This is a genomic window from Flavobacterium sp. JAS, from assembly GCF_020991455.1.
Taxonomy (GTDB): Bacteria; Bacteroidota; Bacteroidia; order Flavobacteriales; family Flavobacteriaceae; genus Flavobacterium.
Genome location: NZ_JAJMOX010000003.1, coordinates 90,284 through 106,085, shown reverse-complemented (window position 1 = coordinate 106,085; position 15,802 = coordinate 90,284). Strand labels below are relative to the sequence as shown.

Below are 15,802 nucleotides of genomic sequence, written 5' to 3'. Positions count from 1 at the left end.
AATTTTAAAAACATGAGAAAAAAATTCTTTATCTACGGATTCTTATTGTTTCTAATTGTTGCAGTTACTTATTATTATACTGATCGCGGTTTTTTACTAGTTATTATTCTACCAATATTATTAGTCGTTGGTATCTACAATGCAACTCAAACTAAACATGCTATTTTAAGAAACTTCCCAGTTTTGGGTTATTTCAGATATTTGTTTGAAATGATTGCTCCTGAAATTCAACAATATTTTATTGAAAGATCTACTGACGGAAAACCTTTTTCGAGAAATCAGCGTTCTTTAGTCTATCAAAGAGCTAAAAATATCGATTCAAGTACCCCTTTTGGAACACAGCAAAACTTAAATCATGATAGTTACGAAGGAATAAAACATTCTGTTTTTCCGGCAAAAGTTAATGAAGAATTACCTCGTGTATTAGTGGGAGGAAAAGATTGCAAACAACCATATCTTGCTTCTTTATTTAATGTTTCGGCTATGAGTTTTGGTTCGCTAAGCGAAAATGCTGTTCGCGCCATAAACATTGGTGCCAAAAAAGGAAATTTCTATCAAAATACAGGAGAAGGTGGTCTAACTGAGTTTCATCTTGCCGGTGGTGGCGATATTACCTGGCAAATTGGAACAGGATATTTTGGATGCCGAAATGCTGAAGGAAATTTTGATCCTGAAAAATTCTCAGAAAAAGCCAATCTTCCTAACGTAAAAATGATTGAGATTAAGCTTTCGCAAGGTGCAAAACCGGGTCATGGCGGTGTACTTCCTGCGGCTAAAAACACCGTACAGATTGCAAAAATAAGAGGTGTCGAACCACACACGATGATTCTTTCTCCTCCCGGACATCATGCTTTTTCAGACAGCAAAGGACTTATTCATTTTATTGCGCGATTGCGTGAATTATCAAACGGAAAACCTATTGGATTTAAATTATGTATTGGTAATACGAACGAATTTGAAGCTATTTGTCACGAGATGATTGCCGAAGATATTTTTCCTGATTTCATAACCGTTGATGGTGCCGAAGGAGGTACCGGAGCTGCTCCGTTAGAATTTGCAGATGGTGTTGGAATGCCTTTTGAACCGGCTTTAATCTTCGTAAACAAAACATTGGTCAGATTGAATATTCGCGATAAAATACGCATTATTGGCAGCGGAAAAATTATTTCCGGATATTCTATTTTACATGCCGTTGCTTTGGGTGCAGACATGTGCAATAGCGCTCGTGGTTTTATGTTCTCCTTAGGTTGTATTCAGGCATTGCGTTGTCATAATAACGAATGTCCGACAGGAGTTGCTACTCAAAACAAAATGCTAATGAAAGGTCTTGTTGTAACCGATAAATCAGATCGCGTTTATCATTTCCATAAAAATACTTTGCACGCTGCGAATGAACTTTTGGCCGCAGCCGGTAAGAAAAATTTTGCCGATGTTGACATTAACATCTTTATGCGTGGTGACGAATTTGGAAATTTATCCGATTCTTATTTCCCGGATATTTTAACGAATGTAACTAAACATTAATAACAAAAAGCCTCTTTGAAATTTCACAAAGAGGCTTTTTTATTAGAACTATTTTTACCAAATGCTGTTTAAAATCACACTCTCGTTATTTCAATAATTCAGCTATTACTTCCTTATTAATTATTTGTTTCATAAGAACTGTATTGTCATTCGCTAAAAAATAAGTATCAAATTGCACACCTTGCTCGACTAGATCTTTAGGAATCTCATTTTTATTTATCATTTCTTTCAGCAAGTTCGGAAATTCTTTATTAGCTGCAGCTTCATTCGATGCATTTTTTTCTAAACTGGTCTCAAAACGCAATTCAATTTTATTATCGTTTATATATCCTCTGGCGGTTGTAAGCGTAACATTTTCATGTTTAAAATTTACTGCAGTTTTATTGTATGAAGTAACATATTCCTGAAGTTTTTGTTTGGTGTTTTTACAGCTTACCAGCATTAAAACAATCATAATTGCAAAAGAGATTTGGCTTATTTTCCTGATCATAATTTTTATAAATTTATTTTAGTTTTTGAAGTCTTAAAAGTGCTTCAAGATAATAATAATCTGCGTAATTTATAGAACAATCAATTTCACTTCCGCCAGGTTTGTGTCCTGTTGAATGAAGTAAAAAAGCCGAATTAACATCGTGACTTTGATAATGATCTGAAAGTGAAACAATCATTTTTTTAGATTTCGTCAAATATTCGTTTTTCAAAGTTTCGTCTTTTGTATAAGAACTTAATTCAATAAGTGCCGAAGATACAATCGCAGCCGCAGAAGCATCTCTTGGTTCATTTGGAATCCCAGGTGCATTAAAATCCCAATACGGAATTAAATTATCCGTTGTTAATCTGTCCAAATATACACGAGCTACTTTATGAGCAAAATCAAGAAATTTAGGATCTTTTGTTTCTCTATAAACCATTGTAAAACCATAAATCGCCCAAGCCTGACCTCTCGCCCACATACTGTCATCGCTATAACCTTGTGCAGTTCTCCCTTTTATTTTTTTACCCGTTTCATAATCGTAAATTATAACATGATAAGAGGAATAATCAGGTCTGAAATGATTGTTCATAGTCGTTTCGGCATGTTTTACTGCAATATCATACAACTTTTTATTTCCTCCGTTTTTAGAAGCCCAGAAAAGCAATTCTAAGTTCATCATATTATCGATAATCGTATTGTGCCCACCCATTTTATTATGTGGCCACGACTGAATCGTTCCTACTTTTGGGTTAAAAAGTGTTGCCAAAGTATCGGCTGTTTTTAGGATAACATCTTTGTATGCCGGATTCTTAGTCAATCGATATCCGTTTCCAAAACTATTAAAAATCTGAAAACCTAAATCATGATCGTTTGCTTTGCTGACAGACAATGGCTTTAGAAACCGACTGAATTTATCAGCGTCTTTTTCCCATTTTTTATCTCCAGTTGCTTCATATAAATACCACAATTCTCCCGGCCAGAAACCACTTGTCCAATCTTTATAATCAACAAATTTCCATTCTTTGCTTCCCGTTGCAATACTTCTTGGAGAAGTTCCATCATTCGGAATTACTTTTAAAGTCTGAGAAGCCTGATTTGCACAATATTCGAACTGTTTTTTAATATTAAATGAATTGTCTTTTTGAGAATAACCTATATTTCCTAAAAGAAATAAAGTCAAAATCAGCGTGGTAAATCTAGTATTCATGTGGTTATTTTAATATGGGGTTTATAGAATCGATAAATTTATAAAATAAGAACAACCAATCCGAATCTTTGTATTTTTGTTTACCCAAAAAAGTACTAACGATACCAACCAAAGTTAAATTTTGAAGAAATCCAGAATCTATTATTCCATTTTATTCTTATTGACAATTTTCCTTGGAATTCTGTCAAGGAAAATTCCACAAGTCCCTTTAATTACTGGTGATTTTCTGTATGCTGTTATGATTTATTTATTGGTACGAATTGTATTTACAGACAAAAAAGCCTTATATGTTATAATGACTTCCTTATTAATATGTTATAGCATCGAGTTTTTACAACTTTATCAAGGAAACTGGATGATAGAACTTAGAAAAACTCTTTTGGGCAGATATGCTCTTGGACAAGGTTTTCTATGGAGTGATATTCTTGCCTATACTTTAGGGATTGCCTTTGTTTTTTGTATTGAACGAATTGTTTTGAAATATACTAATCAAGCGTCTGCGTAATTTTATCAAAAAAAAAATCTGTCGACAGCTATCTTTGTCAAAGTTTTAAACTTTGACAAAGATTCGTTTCCAATTGATAAACTAATGGAACTAAATCTCAAAATCGATAATTCTCTCATGACAGTAAATAAAATTTTCTAGATCATGAAACAACTCAATCACTTCCTCCCTCATCAATTTAGTTTTTAATAAAGACAAAACCGTTAAATATGATGAAAATTTATAGCTTCTAAAATTCAAGTTTATATCTGTAGGATTTTGATTTACATATATTATGACATTTTTCAAATACTCAATACTGTCAATTTTCTTTCGTTTAAACGGGGATTCAAATAAAGCTCCATGTCTTCTATGAACTTTATTATACGATTGTGTGTAGGAACTAATAAATCTACTAATTTGTTTGCTTACTAAATTTTGAACGGAATGTAATCCCTGATTTTTATGATGTCCAACTTTTTCATTTGCAAAAAGAAGTAATTCTTTTTCCGATTTTACTTTAATAACAAAATGAAAGTGATTTGGCATTAAACAATAACCATATACATTGCAAACATTAGTCATATATTTGAAAACTGTTTCATGAAAAATATAAAATTTTGTTGCTCTTCAAAAATTTTACCTCCGTTGATTCCTCGATTATAAATATGATAAAAGCAATCGGGTTCCAGGTTTTGTAATCTTATATCCATTTTTACTTTTTTGGCTTCGAAAAATTCAAAGCTAATAAATAATTAGGATTTTTCTTTCTTTTTGTTCTTGATTTAGTTTGCGCAAATCTTTGTCAAAGTTTAAAACTTTGACAAAGATCTCGATGTAGACGTTTGTATCGTAAGTATAATTAATCAAGCGTCTGAGTAATTTTATCAATATTCAAACTATTTGCCATTGCCGTAAATATCTCATAATACACAGACTTATTATCATAAAGTTCATCGTGCGCGCCTTGTTCTATACATTTTCCTTTTTCTAAAACTATAATATGAGAAGCGTCGATAATTTGAGAAATGCTGTGCGAAATAATAATTACCGTTCTGTCTTTTTTAATAGCATCCAGCGATTTCTTTATTTGCTCTGTTGCAATGGCATCCAAACTTGCTGTGGGTTCGTCTAAAAAGATAATTGGCGGATTTTTCAGAAACAATCTGGCAATTGCAATTCGCTGTTGTTGACCTCCGGAAAGTAAATGCGCATCAGAATCATATCCTTTTGGCAATTGCATTACTTGCTCATGAATATAAGCTTGTTTTGCCGCATCTATAACTTCTGACTCTGTAGCATCAGGGTTTCCATAGAGAATATTCTCCGCAATTGTTCCTTTAAAAATGTGATTCTTCTGCAAAACGAGTCCAATATTTTTTCGAAGAAAGTCCGTATCATAATCATTTAGATCAACTCCGTCTAAATAAATTTTCCCCGAAGAGGGCAAATAAAATTTATCCAACAAATTGATAACAGTACTTTTTCCAGCGCCGCTGAGTCCGACCAAAGCAGTTGTTTCATTTGGTTTTATAGTGAAATTAATGTCCGAAAGTGCTTTGGTTCCATTTGGATAGGCGAAATCAACATCTTTAACTTCAATTAGCCCTACTATTTTCTCTGGAATATAATCTCCGGTAGTTTCTTTTTCGTTCTCCGATTCTAAAATATCGAAGAAACCTTCTGAATAAATTAAAGCGTCATTTACTTCATCATAAATTCTGTGTAATTGTCTTATTGGAGACGAAACATTATTAAACAACATAATATGAAACATAATTGCGCCAATGGTCATTGTATTATTCAACACAAAATAAGCGGTAAGAATAATGATAATTACCACTCCTATTTGTTCAATAAAGCCTTTAATACTCTCAAAAATGAAACTGGTTTTTCTGGTCGCCAATTGATTTTCGGTCATTTCAAACTGAATTTTCTGATGACGATTGGCTTCCATTGGTTCTCTGACAAAAGATTTGATAACGGTTATAGATTCAATTAAACTGATGATTCCGTTGTTCTTTGTTTCGCGATAATTGCGCATTCTTCTTCTGAAACCACTTAATTTACCTGCCTGTAATTGACTTACGTAAAAATAAATTGGAATAATACACAAACTCACTAAACCTACATAAACATTGGCGTAAAACATAAGCACTAAAGCAACGAGAGAGTTAGCAAACAAAGGCAGAATGTCAATGAAAAAATTCTGAACCAATTTTGTCAAACTGCTGATTCCTAAATCAATTCTGGTCTGAAGTTTTCCGCTTTCGTTGTCACCCGAAGTATAAAACTCCATTCTGTAACTTAAAATTTTCTCTACTATAGTTTGAGAAATATCACGGGTTATAAAGATTCGTAGTTTTTCTCCATAAAATTTCTGTCCAAATTGCACTACTGAATAAATCAGTTCTTTAGAAAGTAAAACAATACTTATTATACCTAATAAATGAAACCCCTTTGAAAGTGGTTCATGTGCTACCATCAAATTACTGATAGTGTCAATGGTATACTTTAATATTAAAGCATTTACCTGAGCGGCAAACGAACCCAAAAAGGTAAGCAGTAAAGTTGCAATCACCATTTTTCGGTATGGTTTTACAAATGGGGTTATTTTTTTGTATAATGCGGATATCTCCATTTATTTTATTTTTTGGGCAACTATCAAATATAAGAATTCTAAATTTGTGTTTCAAAAATAGTCGTACCTTTAAATTCAATATTATGAAACTCGTTTTCGCATCAAACAATCAAAATAAAATAAAAGAAATTCAAAGTATCCTAAACGGATCGATACAATTATTAAGTCTTGAAGACATTGGCTGTTTTGAAGAAATAGAAGAAACTGCTGATACTATTGAAGGAAATGCAATTTTGAAAGCCAATTATGTAACTGAAAAATATGGCTACGATTGTTTTGCTGATGACACAGGTTTGGAAGTAGCAACTTTAAACGGAGAACCTGGCGTATACTCTGCAAGATATGCTGGCGAACAAAAAAATGCTGATGATAATATGAATAAACTTTTGGATGCTTTAAAAGACAAATCTGATCGCAGCGCACAGTTCAAGACCGTAATTGTTTTAAATCTAAAAGGAGAACAACATTTATTTACCGGAATCGTTAAAGGAAATATTATTTTGGAAAAAACAGGAAGTCAGGGTTTTGGATATGATCCGATATTTCAACCGGAAAATTATTCAGAAACTTTTGCCGAATTACCTTTGGAAATCAAAAATAAAATTGGGCACCGCGGAAAAGCAACTCAGCAACTAATTGATTTTCTGAACACAACAAAATAATTGTTTAAAATACAACATTTTAGAGTGCTAATTTTATATTTCACGACGTTTTTTCGCGGAAATTTCTTCAATATGTTGTGAAAATCATTTTACATTAAACATAACTTTTTGATAATCAAATCATAACAAATACATAATTCTTAAAATAGCATTAGTTTATCTGAATAATTAACAGTAATTTTGCACCCTATTTTAAAAACACATATGAATAAATTTGAACAATTAGGATTGAATGAATCGTTACTGAAGGCGATTTTAGATCTAGGATTTGAAAATCCGTCAGAGGTACAGGAAAAGGCGATTCCCCTATTATTGGAAAAAGACACAGATATGGTTGCGTTGGCTCAGACAGGGACAGGGAAAACGGCAGCTTTCGGTTTTCCGCTAATTCAAAAAATTGATGCTGACAACAGGAATACACAAGCATTAGTTTTATCGCCAACACGAGAACTTTGTTTACAGATTACCAACGAACTTAAAAACTACGCAAAATACGAGAAAGGTATTAATGTGGTAGCAGTTTACGGCGGGGCTAGTATTACAGAGCAAGCTAGGGACATTAAAAGAGGAGCACAAATTATTGTGGCTACTCCGGGAAGAATGCAAGACATGATTAACAGAGGTTTAGTTAACATTAAAAATATAGATTACTGTATTCTTGATGAGGCTGACGAAATGTTGAACATGGGATTCTATGAGGATATCGTATCTATTTTATCAGATACTCCAGATCAAAAAAGTACATGGTTGTTCTCTGCAACTATGCCACAAGAGGTTGCAAGAATTGCTAAGCAATTCATGAGCGAACCGGTCGAAATTACAGTTGGAGCTAAAAATTCAGGTTCTGCAACAGTTTCTCACGAATTTTACTTAGTAAATGCACGTGACCGTTACGAAGCTTTAAAACGTTTAGCCGATGCAAACCCAGACATTTTCTCTGTGGTTTTCTGTCGTACTAAAAGAGATACTCAGGCTGTTGCCGAAAAATTAATCGAAGATGGATACAGCGCTGCTGCATTGCACGGAGATTTATCTCAGGCGCAACGTGATGGTGTAATGAAATCTTTCCGTGGAAGACAAATTCAGATGCTTGTTGCTACTGACGTTGCTGCACGTGGTATTGACGTTGATAATATTACTCACGTAGTAAATTACCAACTTCCTGACGAAATTGAAACATACAATCACCGTTCTGGACGTACTGGTAGAGCTGGAAAATTAGGAACTTCTATTGTAATTGTTACAAAAAGTGAGTTGCGTAAAATTTCTTCTATCGAAAGAATCATCAAACAAAAATTTGAAGAGAAAACTATTCCATCAGGAATCGAAATCTGCGAAATTCAATTATTGCACTTAGCAAACAAAATTAAAGATACTGAGGTTGATCACGAAATTGACAACTACTTACCAGCAATCAACAATGTTCTTGAAGGTTTATCTAAAGAAGAGTTGATCAAGAAAATGGTTTCAGTAGAATTTAACCGTTTTATTGCTTACTACAAAAAGAACAGAGATATTTCATCTCAATCTGGAGAAAGACGCGAAAGAACTGATTCTGAGCCAAGAGAGTTCAACAATAACGGAGCAGTTCGTTATTTTGTAAACATCGGTTCAAGAGACAACTTCGATTGGATGACACTAAAAGATTATTTGAAAGAAACATTAGACTTAGGTCGTGATGACGTTTTCAAAGTAGATGTAAAAGAAGGTTTCTCTTTCTTTAACACTGATCCTGAGCACACTGATAAAGTAATGGAAGTATTAAACAACGTACAATTAGAAGGGCGTCGTATTAATGTTGAAATTTCTAAAAATGATGGTGGCGGAAGACGTGACCATAACGGACGCAGCGGTGGAGGACGTTCTTCTGGAGGCCCAAGACGTGAAGGTTCTGGTGGAGGAAGTTTCGGACCAAGACGTGAAGGTTCTGGTGGTGGAGGTTTTAGAAGCGACAGAAACTCTGCTCCTAGAGAAGGTGGTTTCAGAAGCGACAGAAATTCATCTGCTCCAAAAAGAGAAGGTGGTTTTAGAAGTTCAGCTCCAAGAAGCGAAGGTGGTTCAGACAGAGCTCCAAGACGTTCTGAAAGCTTTGGTGATTCACCAAGACCAAGAAGACCAAGAAGAGATTAATTTTTTAATATCTTAAAATATAAAATCCCAAATTCCAGACATAATTGGAATTTGGGATTTTTTTCTTATATCGAGAACCTTACGCTTTATGAATTAGTTTTCTAATTCACAACAATGTAATCCAATCTTTCTTATCCCTTTTTATTTAAATACCAAAAGCAACACTCCTTCCTTTGTTAATTTTCTTATAATTATATTCGAAGACTGCAAAATATTTAATCCCTATTTACTACTTTTAGTGCTTTAAATCAGGATATGAAATATTTCGCAGTTTTCTTTTTCACACTACTATCAGCCGTTGGTTTTGCGCAAGATGCAGAATCTACAGTCCCGCAAAGAGTTTCAGGCTATATCATTAATGATAATAGCAAGCAACCACTTCCTAACGTAAATGTTATCAATACAAACAAAGTACGGGGCGCTATGTCTGACGCTAAAGGATATTTTGAAATTGATGTACAGCCAAATGATACTATTCATTTCTCTATACTTGGTTTTCAATCTTTACGTGTTAGAGTTACCAATGACTGGATAAAAAATAAAGTAACGCGAATTCAACTTACTGAAAAAGCAATTGCACTTGAAGAAGTAATCATTGCTCCTTTTAACCTTACTGGTTATCTTGAAGTCGATTCTAAATTAATTCCAACCAAAGAGAATTACCGTTATAGTATTTCTGGCCTTACACAAGGTTATGAAGCGGGTGAATATTCTCCAAATGCTTTTGGAAAAGTTCTCGGATCTATCTTTAATCCTGCCGATGTATTGTATGGTTTCTTTGGAAAAAACGGAAAAGAACTGAAGAAATTAAAGGAGATGAAGAAAGATGATACGATTAGAAATCTACTAGAATCAAAGTATGATCGCGAAACTATCTCGGTACTTTTAGGCATTAGCAAAGACGAAATTCCTGAAATTTTACAGCGTTGTAATTATTCTGATTCTTTTATACAAACAGCTAATGATTTACAAATTATGGACGCAATTAGCGGTTGTTACGAACAATATAAAGTACTAAAAAGGAATTAAACTTTACTCTTAAATCAAAATATACAAATCCTCATTTACAATAGTAATTGAGGATTTTTTGTTTTTTCGCTATATTTGATTACTAACTGAATAAAACACAAACTATGTCTTTAATACCTTTTCAAAATATTGACTGGAGCTTAATTGCCAAAACAGAACATACCGGAGAAACCGGAACAGCATATTGGCAGACCTTACAATTAGAAGGTTTACGTATTCGAAAAGTTACCTATTCTAAAAATTATATTGCCGACCACTGGTGCCAAAAAGGACATATTGTACATTGTCTGGAAGGAGAATTAATTAGCGAACTGGAAACTGGAGAAAAGTTTAAACTTTCTAAAGGAATGACTTATGTCGTTTCAGATAATGCAAGCTCTCATCGTTCAATAACTACCAATAGAGTTGAGTTATTAATAATCGATGGAGATTTTTTAAAATAACATTCCAAACAAATCAAAATACACAAATCCTCAATCTCAAAGCTGAGGATTTTTTTATGCTTTTTAGAAATAATAAAGCTTTAGTTCTTTATATATTTCAACACTTACCTTAATAAATGTAGGGTTTCACGTTTTTTTTGACTAAATTAGATTTTGCTACTTCTATCAAAATTCAGATTCCAAACATAATCATACCGAATACAATGACTGATATCACACAAAAAATTCTAAATTTTATTGATCTTCACAAAGGTGAAGAAAATAAAAAATTAGTGATAGAAAACATCACTAGTGCTGTATCTTTTAGAGGTTCTAATATCTGGATTTTAGCTTGTGCGATTATTATTGCCTCCGTTGGTTTAAATGTAAACTCGACTGCTGTAATTATTGGTGCCATGTTAATTTCGCCATTAATGGGACCAATTGTAGGTGCGGGTTTTGGTTTAGGAATGTATGATTTTGAACTTGTAAAAAAATCAGTCAAAAATCTATTAATAGCAACTGTTGTTAGTTTAACCACTTCGGCAATTTATTTTTATATAAGCCCTTTTAAAGAAGCGCAATCAGAGTTATTAGCCAGAACTTCTCCAAACATTTACGATATTTTAATTGCCTTTTTTGGAGGTTTAGTGGGTGTGATTGCCGTAACTCGTGTCGAAAAAGGAAATCCTATTCCAGGTGTTGCCATTGCAACTGCCTTGATGCCTCCACTTTGTACAGCCGGATATGGGCTAGCTTTAGGAAATTACCTTTACTTTTTTGGTGCATTATATCTTTATACCATCAATTGTGTTTTTATTTGCATAGCCACTTTTGTAATCGTAAAATATTTAAATTATCCTATTGCAAAACAATTAGATCTAAAACACCAAAAGCGAGTAAAATATGGTGTTACAATTCTAATTTTACTTTTAATTATTCCGAGTATTTATTTTGCGTATCAATTATATATTCAAAAAAGTTACACTTCAAGAACGGAAGTTTTTATACAAAAAGAATTTCTGGATAACGATTATCCTATTATTTACAAAAGAATCAGATATAGCACAGATCCCAGAAGAATTGAATTGGCCTTTTTAGCCAAAAAATTCAGTGATGCTGAAATTGTCGACCTTAACAAAAGACTAGCCTATTATGATTTACCAAACACAAAATTAATTATCAGACAAGATACTGTCAATCTGAGAAAAGACATCATGAATCAAATCAATAATAACCAAAGCATTGTTGATCAAAAAGATATTGTAATCAATAATCTTCGAACTCAATTATCAAAATATCAATTTAATAATAATCAAATTAGCGCCGAAGCCAAAATATTGTTCCCTACAGTAACTTCTCTTGCAATTGGGAATTACACACTTGAAAATGAAGCAAATAAACCCAAAATAATTCCAGTAATTCTTTATCAAAGCAAAAAAGGTATTGATTTACAAACACAGCAAAAGATGAAATTGTGGCTAAAAGAAAGGCTTGCGAAGGACTCAATTGAAGTTTATCAGCAAAATAATTAACACACAAACCAAAAATAGGACTTATATTTACTTGAAAATAAATTAATTATCTAAATCAAAATATTATGGCAAAGAGTCAAGACGCAAAAAAAACCACAAAAAAAGAACCGTTAAAAACGGCTAAAGAAAAGAAAGAGGAAAAGAGAGAAAAGAAAAACTCTCCTAAAAGAGATTAATTTTTAATTTTCAGTTGCAGTTTTCAGTCTCAAAAAAAAGAAACTGAAAACTGTGACTAAAAACTGATTACTTTATTTAACTGGTATATTCGAAAGAATCTCTAATACAAATTTCCAGTATTTTTGAGCCGAAGAAATACTTGCTCTTTCGTCTGGAGAGTGCGCACCGTGAATAGTTGGTCCAAAAGAAATCATATCCATATCAGGATAATTTGTTCCTAAAATTCCGCATTCTAAACCAGCGTGACAAGCTACAACTTTTGGCTTCTCATTATTTTGTTTCTCATAAATCCCAACCAAAGTATCTAAAATTTCAGAATTTACATTTGGAGTCCAACCAGGATAAGAACCTGAAAGTTCTACTTCACAACCTACTAATTCGAAAGCAGAACGAAGAGAATTTGCCAAATCAAATTTTGAAGTTTCTACAGAAGAACGTGTCAAACATCCAACAGATATTTCACCATCTTTTACAATAACTCTTGCAATGTTGTTTGAAGTTTCAACTAAATTATCCATGTCAGCACTCATTCTGTAAACTCCATTATGAGCAGCATAAATAGCACGAATAATCCCTTCCTGAACACCTAAATCCATAACTTTTGCAGGCAAATCGCATTTTACGATTTCAATAGAAAGGTTTGGTTCAGTCGTTTTGTATTCTGTTTTAATATCGTTGATGATTTCCTGCATATCAAAAATATACGCTTCATCAAACATTTCAGAAATAATAACTTTTGCAACACTTTCTCTTGGAATCGCGTTACGTAAACTTCCACCATTAATTTCTGACACTTGTAAACCAAAGTTTTCAAAAGCATCAAATAATAAACGGTTCATGATTTTGTTAGCGTTTCCTAAACCTTTGTTGATATCCATTCCTGAATGTCCGCCATTTAATCCTTTTACGGCAATAATATGCCCAACTGATCCTTCCGGAACTTCTTCTTCATGATAAGTTCTTGTAGCCGTTACATCGATTCCACCAGCACAACCTATATCAATTTCGTCATCTTCTTCTGTATCTAAATTCAAAAGAATCTGACCTTGAAGAATTCCTCCTTTTAAGTTTAAAGCCCCTGTCATTCCAGTTTCCTCGTCGATTGTAAACAAAGCTTCAATTGCTGGATGCGGAATATCTTTACTTTCTAAAATAGCCATAATTGTTGCTACTCCAAGTCCGTTATCAGCACCAAGAGTTGTACCACGCGCACGAACCCAGTCACCATCTACATACATATCAATTCCTTGGGTATCGAAATCAAAAACGGTATCTGCATTTTTTTGGTGTACCATATCAAGGTGTCCCTGCATTACGATTGCTTTACGATTTTCCATTCCCGGAGTTGCAGGTTTACGGATAATTACATTTCGAATTTCGTCTTCAAAAGTTTCTAAACCTAAGCTATTTCCAAAGTTTTTCATGAACTCGATCACACGTTCTTCTTTCTTTGACGGACGCGGAACTGCGTTTAAATCCGCAAACTTATTCCATAGCGCTTTAGGCTCCAGATTTCTTATTTCCTGACTCATTATATTTTGTTTGAAGTTTAACAATTAAGAGTCCCAAAGTTACAAAGTTTAAAGGGAATGTGTTGTTGTTTTTGCCACGAATTGCACGAATTAGCACAAATTATAAGAATCTAAAAATTGGATTACTCGAATATTTTAAAATTTTGCGAACTATTAAAACAACTCAAATTAGTGAAAATTAGTGAAATTCGTGGCAAACCTTTTTCAATCTTTTAATATTGTATCTATATTTACGTATCCAAAATTTATGCTGTGAAATCAAAATACATCTTACCTTTATTATTTCTCATACAGATTATCATTTTAAAGATTCTTCGATTTTTACCGGAATTCATTGAAAGTTTTTACAGCAACGGATTGTACTTAAAAATATCTTACTTTTCGAGAACACTTTTAGGCAAAATCCCTTTTTCGGTTGGAGATTGTATTTACTCCATTTTGATTGTATTAGCTATAAGATGGTTTTGGAAAATTCGAAAAACATGGAAACTGCAATGGCAAGATAATCTTTTGAGAGTTTTAAGTTGTCTCTCCATATTTTATTTTTTCTTTCATTTGCTTTGGGCATTGAATTATTACAGAGAACCTCTTTTTGAAAAAATGAAGATCCAAAGAGAATATACTGACGCTGAGCTATTAGCTTTTACAAAAAAACTAATTGTTAAAACAAACGAAATTCAGTTTCAAATTACTCAAAAAGAAAGCTCAAAAATAGTTTTTCCATATTCGCAAAATCAAGCTTTCCAAATGAATTTAAATGGATATCGAAATCTTGCGCAGGAACATTCGTTTTTTAAATATGAAGTCTTAAGTATCAAAAAATCTCTTTTTAGTCTGCCTTTGACTTATATGGGTTTTGGAGGTTATCTGAATCCATTTACAAATGAAGCTCAAGTAAATGATTTGCTGCCAATGTATAATTTTCCACTTACGAGTTGTCATGAAATGGCACATCAAATGGGTTTCGCCAGTGAAAGTGAATGTAATTTCATTGGAGTTTTGGCTTCTGTAAAAAATGATAATCTGTATTATAAGTATTCCGGATATAGTTTTAGTTTACATTATTGTCTAAGCATTTGGAAAGTCAAAAACGAAAAGATATTTCAGCAATTGAAAAAATCTGTTCATGGCGGAATCTTAAAAAACTATCAGGAAAGTTATGATTTCTGGAAAAAGTACCAAACTCCTATCGAAACCGGATTTGAGATATTTTATGATAATTTCTTAAAATCTAACAATCAGAAAGATGGTATGGATAGTTACAGTAAATTTGTAGATTTGATGGTGAATTATTATAAAACCCGAGAATTATAAAAGTCTGTCACGAATTGCACCAATTTTCGCTAATTTTTATTATTGGTAAATAGTTTTGCTTTATAAACTTACAATTGTTAATTAAAAAATAATTTGGGGAATTTGTGAAATTTGTGGCTAAAAAAAAACATTTCACTGTAACAAAATTGTTTTCAGTACTACTAATACATTATGAGCGAAAATCTAGAACAGTCATTTGTTGCGCAATTGCAGGCAAATCAGAATATAATCCACAAGATTTGTAGATTATATACTGCTGGCGAAGATGCTCACAAAGACTTGTTTCAGGAGATTACCATACAATTATGGAAGGCATATCCTAAATTTAGAGGCGATAGTAAATTTTCGACCTGGACGTATCGCGTTGCCTTAAATACCGCCATAACCCTATACCGAAAAACCAAAAGAACCGTATCGACAGTAGAATATGAAAGCCATCAGCATTTTGTAAAGGATGTCGATTACAATTATGAAGAGGAAGAACAGATTAAATTGATGTATAAAGCCGTTTATCAGCTTAATGACATCGAAAAAGCATTAGTTTTTATGTATTTAGAAGACAAAGATTATCAAGAAATAGCCGAAACCTTAGGAATCAGCGAAGTGAATGCGCGCGTGAAAATGAACAGAATTAAAGGGAAACTTAAAAAAATACTAAATCCTTAAAAAT

The 15,802-nt window shown here is 32.9% G+C and carries 14 protein-coding genes; 9 read left to right on the top strand and 5 right to left on the bottom strand.

Annotation, left to right across the window (positions count from 1 at the left end; all coding sequences use genetic code 11):
- Nucleotides 1-12 precede the first annotated feature (12 nt).
- Nucleotides 13-1,524, top strand: a complete 1,512-nt coding sequence (locus LPB88_RS04500) for an FMN-binding glutamate synthase family protein (RefSeq protein ID WP_230712876.1) — start codon at nucleotides 13-15, stop codon at nucleotides 1,522-1,524.
- Nucleotides 1,525-1,609: 85 nt separating this feature from the next.
- Here the strand turns inward: LPB88_RS04500 and LPB88_RS04495 are convergent, their stop codons facing one another.
- Both LPB88_RS04495 and LPB88_RS04490 read right to left on the bottom strand, forming a co-directional pair.
- Complete coding sequence (locus LPB88_RS04495; protein WP_230712874.1) at nucleotides 1,610-2,014, bottom strand: hypothetical protein; 405 nt, start codon at nucleotides 2,012-2,014, stop codon at nucleotides 1,610-1,612.
- 13 nt (nucleotides 2,015-2,027) lie between these two features.
- Nucleotides 2,028-3,206 carry a glycoside hydrolase family 88 protein gene (locus LPB88_RS04490; RefSeq protein WP_230712872.1) on the bottom strand — a complete coding sequence of 393 codons (1,179 nt, stop codon included), beginning with the start codon at nucleotides 3,204-3,206 and terminating at the stop codon, nucleotides 2,028-2,030.
- A gap of 121 nt (nucleotides 3,207-3,327) precedes the next feature.
- On the opposite strand from LPB88_RS04490, the gene LPB88_RS04485 reads away from it, so the two are divergent.
- Nucleotides 3,328-3,711, top strand: coding sequence for a DUF2809 domain-containing protein (locus tag LPB88_RS04485; protein ID WP_230712870.1), 384 nt, complete (start codon nucleotides 3,328-3,330; stop codon nucleotides 3,709-3,711).
- Between the two features lie 90 nt (nucleotides 3,712-3,801).
- Here LPB88_RS04485 and LPB88_RS04480 read toward each other — a convergent pair whose 3' ends face one another.
- Nucleotides 3,802-4,275, bottom strand: coding sequence for a hypothetical protein (locus LPB88_RS04480; protein ID WP_230712868.1), 474 nt, complete (start codon nucleotides 4,273-4,275; stop codon nucleotides 3,802-3,804).
- A 277-nt stretch (nucleotides 4,276-4,552) separates the two neighbouring features.
- Nucleotides 4,553-6,331: an ABC transporter ATP-binding protein gene (locus tag LPB88_RS04475; protein ID WP_230712866.1), complete on the bottom strand. Its 1,779-nt coding sequence runs from the start codon at nucleotides 6,329-6,331 to the stop codon at nucleotides 4,553-4,555.
- Nucleotides 6,332-6,414: 83 nt separating this feature from the next.
- On the opposite strand from LPB88_RS04475, the gene LPB88_RS04470 reads away from it, so the two are divergent.
- The 5 genes from LPB88_RS04470 to LPB88_RS04450 all read left to right on the top strand — a co-directional run bounded on the left by LPB88_RS04470 (nucleotide 6,415) and on the right by LPB88_RS04450 (nucleotide 12,109).
- A complete protein-coding gene (locus LPB88_RS04470; protein ID WP_230712864.1) occupies nucleotides 6,415-6,993 on the top strand; it encodes a non-canonical purine NTP diphosphatase in 579 nt (192 codons plus the stop codon).
- A gap of 204 nt (nucleotides 6,994-7,197) precedes the next feature.
- Complete coding sequence (locus tag LPB88_RS04465; protein WP_230712862.1) at nucleotides 7,198-9,123, top strand: DEAD/DEAH box helicase; 1,926 nt, start codon at nucleotides 7,198-7,200, stop codon at nucleotides 9,121-9,123.
- A gap of 255 nt (nucleotides 9,124-9,378) precedes the next feature.
- A complete protein-coding gene (locus LPB88_RS04460; protein WP_230712860.1) occupies nucleotides 9,379-10,152 on the top strand; it encodes a carboxypeptidase-like regulatory domain-containing protein in 774 nt (257 codons plus the stop codon).
- Between the two features lie 104 nt (nucleotides 10,153-10,256).
- Nucleotides 10,257-10,595, top strand: a complete 339-nt coding sequence (locus tag LPB88_RS04455; RefSeq protein WP_230712858.1) for a DHCW motif cupin fold protein — start codon at nucleotides 10,257-10,259, stop codon at nucleotides 10,593-10,595.
- A gap of 203 nt (nucleotides 10,596-10,798) precedes the next feature.
- Complete coding sequence (locus tag LPB88_RS04450; RefSeq protein WP_230712856.1) at nucleotides 10,799-12,109, top strand: TIGR00341 family protein; 1,311 nt, start codon at nucleotides 10,799-10,801, stop codon at nucleotides 12,107-12,109.
- Between the two features lie 248 nt (nucleotides 12,110-12,357).
- On the opposite strand, the gene LPB88_RS04445 is transcribed toward LPB88_RS04450, so the two are convergent.
- On the bottom strand, nucleotides 12,358-13,818 hold the full coding sequence (locus LPB88_RS04445) for an aminoacyl-histidine dipeptidase (protein WP_230712854.1): 1,461 nt from the start codon (nucleotides 13,816-13,818) through the stop codon (nucleotides 12,358-12,360).
- 252 nt (nucleotides 13,819-14,070) lie between these two features.
- Between LPB88_RS04445 and LPB88_RS04440 the strand changes: the two genes are divergently transcribed.
- Together LPB88_RS04440 and LPB88_RS04435 are read left to right on the top strand one after the other, a co-directional pair.
- On the top strand, nucleotides 14,071-15,132 hold the full coding sequence (locus LPB88_RS04440) for a DUF3810 domain-containing protein (protein WP_230712852.1): 1,062 nt from the start codon (nucleotides 14,071-14,073) through the stop codon (nucleotides 15,130-15,132).
- Between the two features lie 171 nt (nucleotides 15,133-15,303).
- On the top strand, nucleotides 15,304-15,798 hold the full coding sequence (locus LPB88_RS04435; protein WP_068843197.1) for an RNA polymerase sigma factor: 495 nt from the start codon (nucleotides 15,304-15,306) through the stop codon (nucleotides 15,796-15,798).
- The last annotated feature ends 4 nt before the right edge of the window (nucleotides 15,799-15,802 follow it).

Coding starts and splice junctions, on each gene's coding strand:
- LPB88_RS04500 (WP_230712876.1), top strand. CDS start 13: ATGAGAAAAAAATTCTTTATCTACGGATTCTTATTGTTTCTAATTGTT.
- LPB88_RS04460 (WP_230712860.1), top strand. CDS start 9,379: ATGAAATATTTCGCAGTTTTCTTTTTCACACTACTATCAGCCGTTGGT.
- LPB88_RS04470 (WP_230712864.1), top strand. CDS start 6,415: ATGAAACTCGTTTTCGCATCAAACAATCAAAATAAAATAAAAGAAATT.
- LPB88_RS04465 (WP_230712862.1), top strand. CDS start 7,198: ATGAATAAATTTGAACAATTAGGATTGAATGAATCGTTACTGAAGGCG.
- LPB88_RS04455 (WP_230712858.1), top strand. CDS start 10,257: ATGTCTTTAATACCTTTTCAAAATATTGACTGGAGCTTAATTGCCAAA.
- LPB88_RS04450 (WP_230712856.1), top strand. CDS start 10,799: ATGACTGATATCACACAAAAAATTCTAAATTTTATTGATCTTCACAAA.
- LPB88_RS04480 (WP_230712868.1), bottom strand. CDS start 4,275: ATGACTAATGTTTGCAATGTATATGGTTATTGTTTAATGCCAAATCAC.
- LPB88_RS04495 (WP_230712874.1), bottom strand. CDS start 2,014: ATGATCAGGAAAATAAGCCAAATCTCTTTTGCAATTATGATTGTTTTA.
- LPB88_RS04445 (WP_230712854.1), bottom strand. CDS start 13,818: ATGAGTCAGGAAATAAGAAATCTGGAGCCTAAAGCGCTATGGAATAAG.
- LPB88_RS04490 (WP_230712872.1), bottom strand. CDS start 3,206: ATGAATACTAGATTTACCACGCTGATTTTGACTTTATTTCTTTTAGGA.
- LPB88_RS04475 (WP_230712866.1), bottom strand. CDS start 6,331: ATGGAGATATCCGCATTATACAAAAAAATAACCCCATTTGTAAAACCA.
- LPB88_RS04435 (WP_068843197.1), top strand. CDS start 15,304: ATGAGCGAAAATCTAGAACAGTCATTTGTTGCGCAATTGCAGGCAAAT.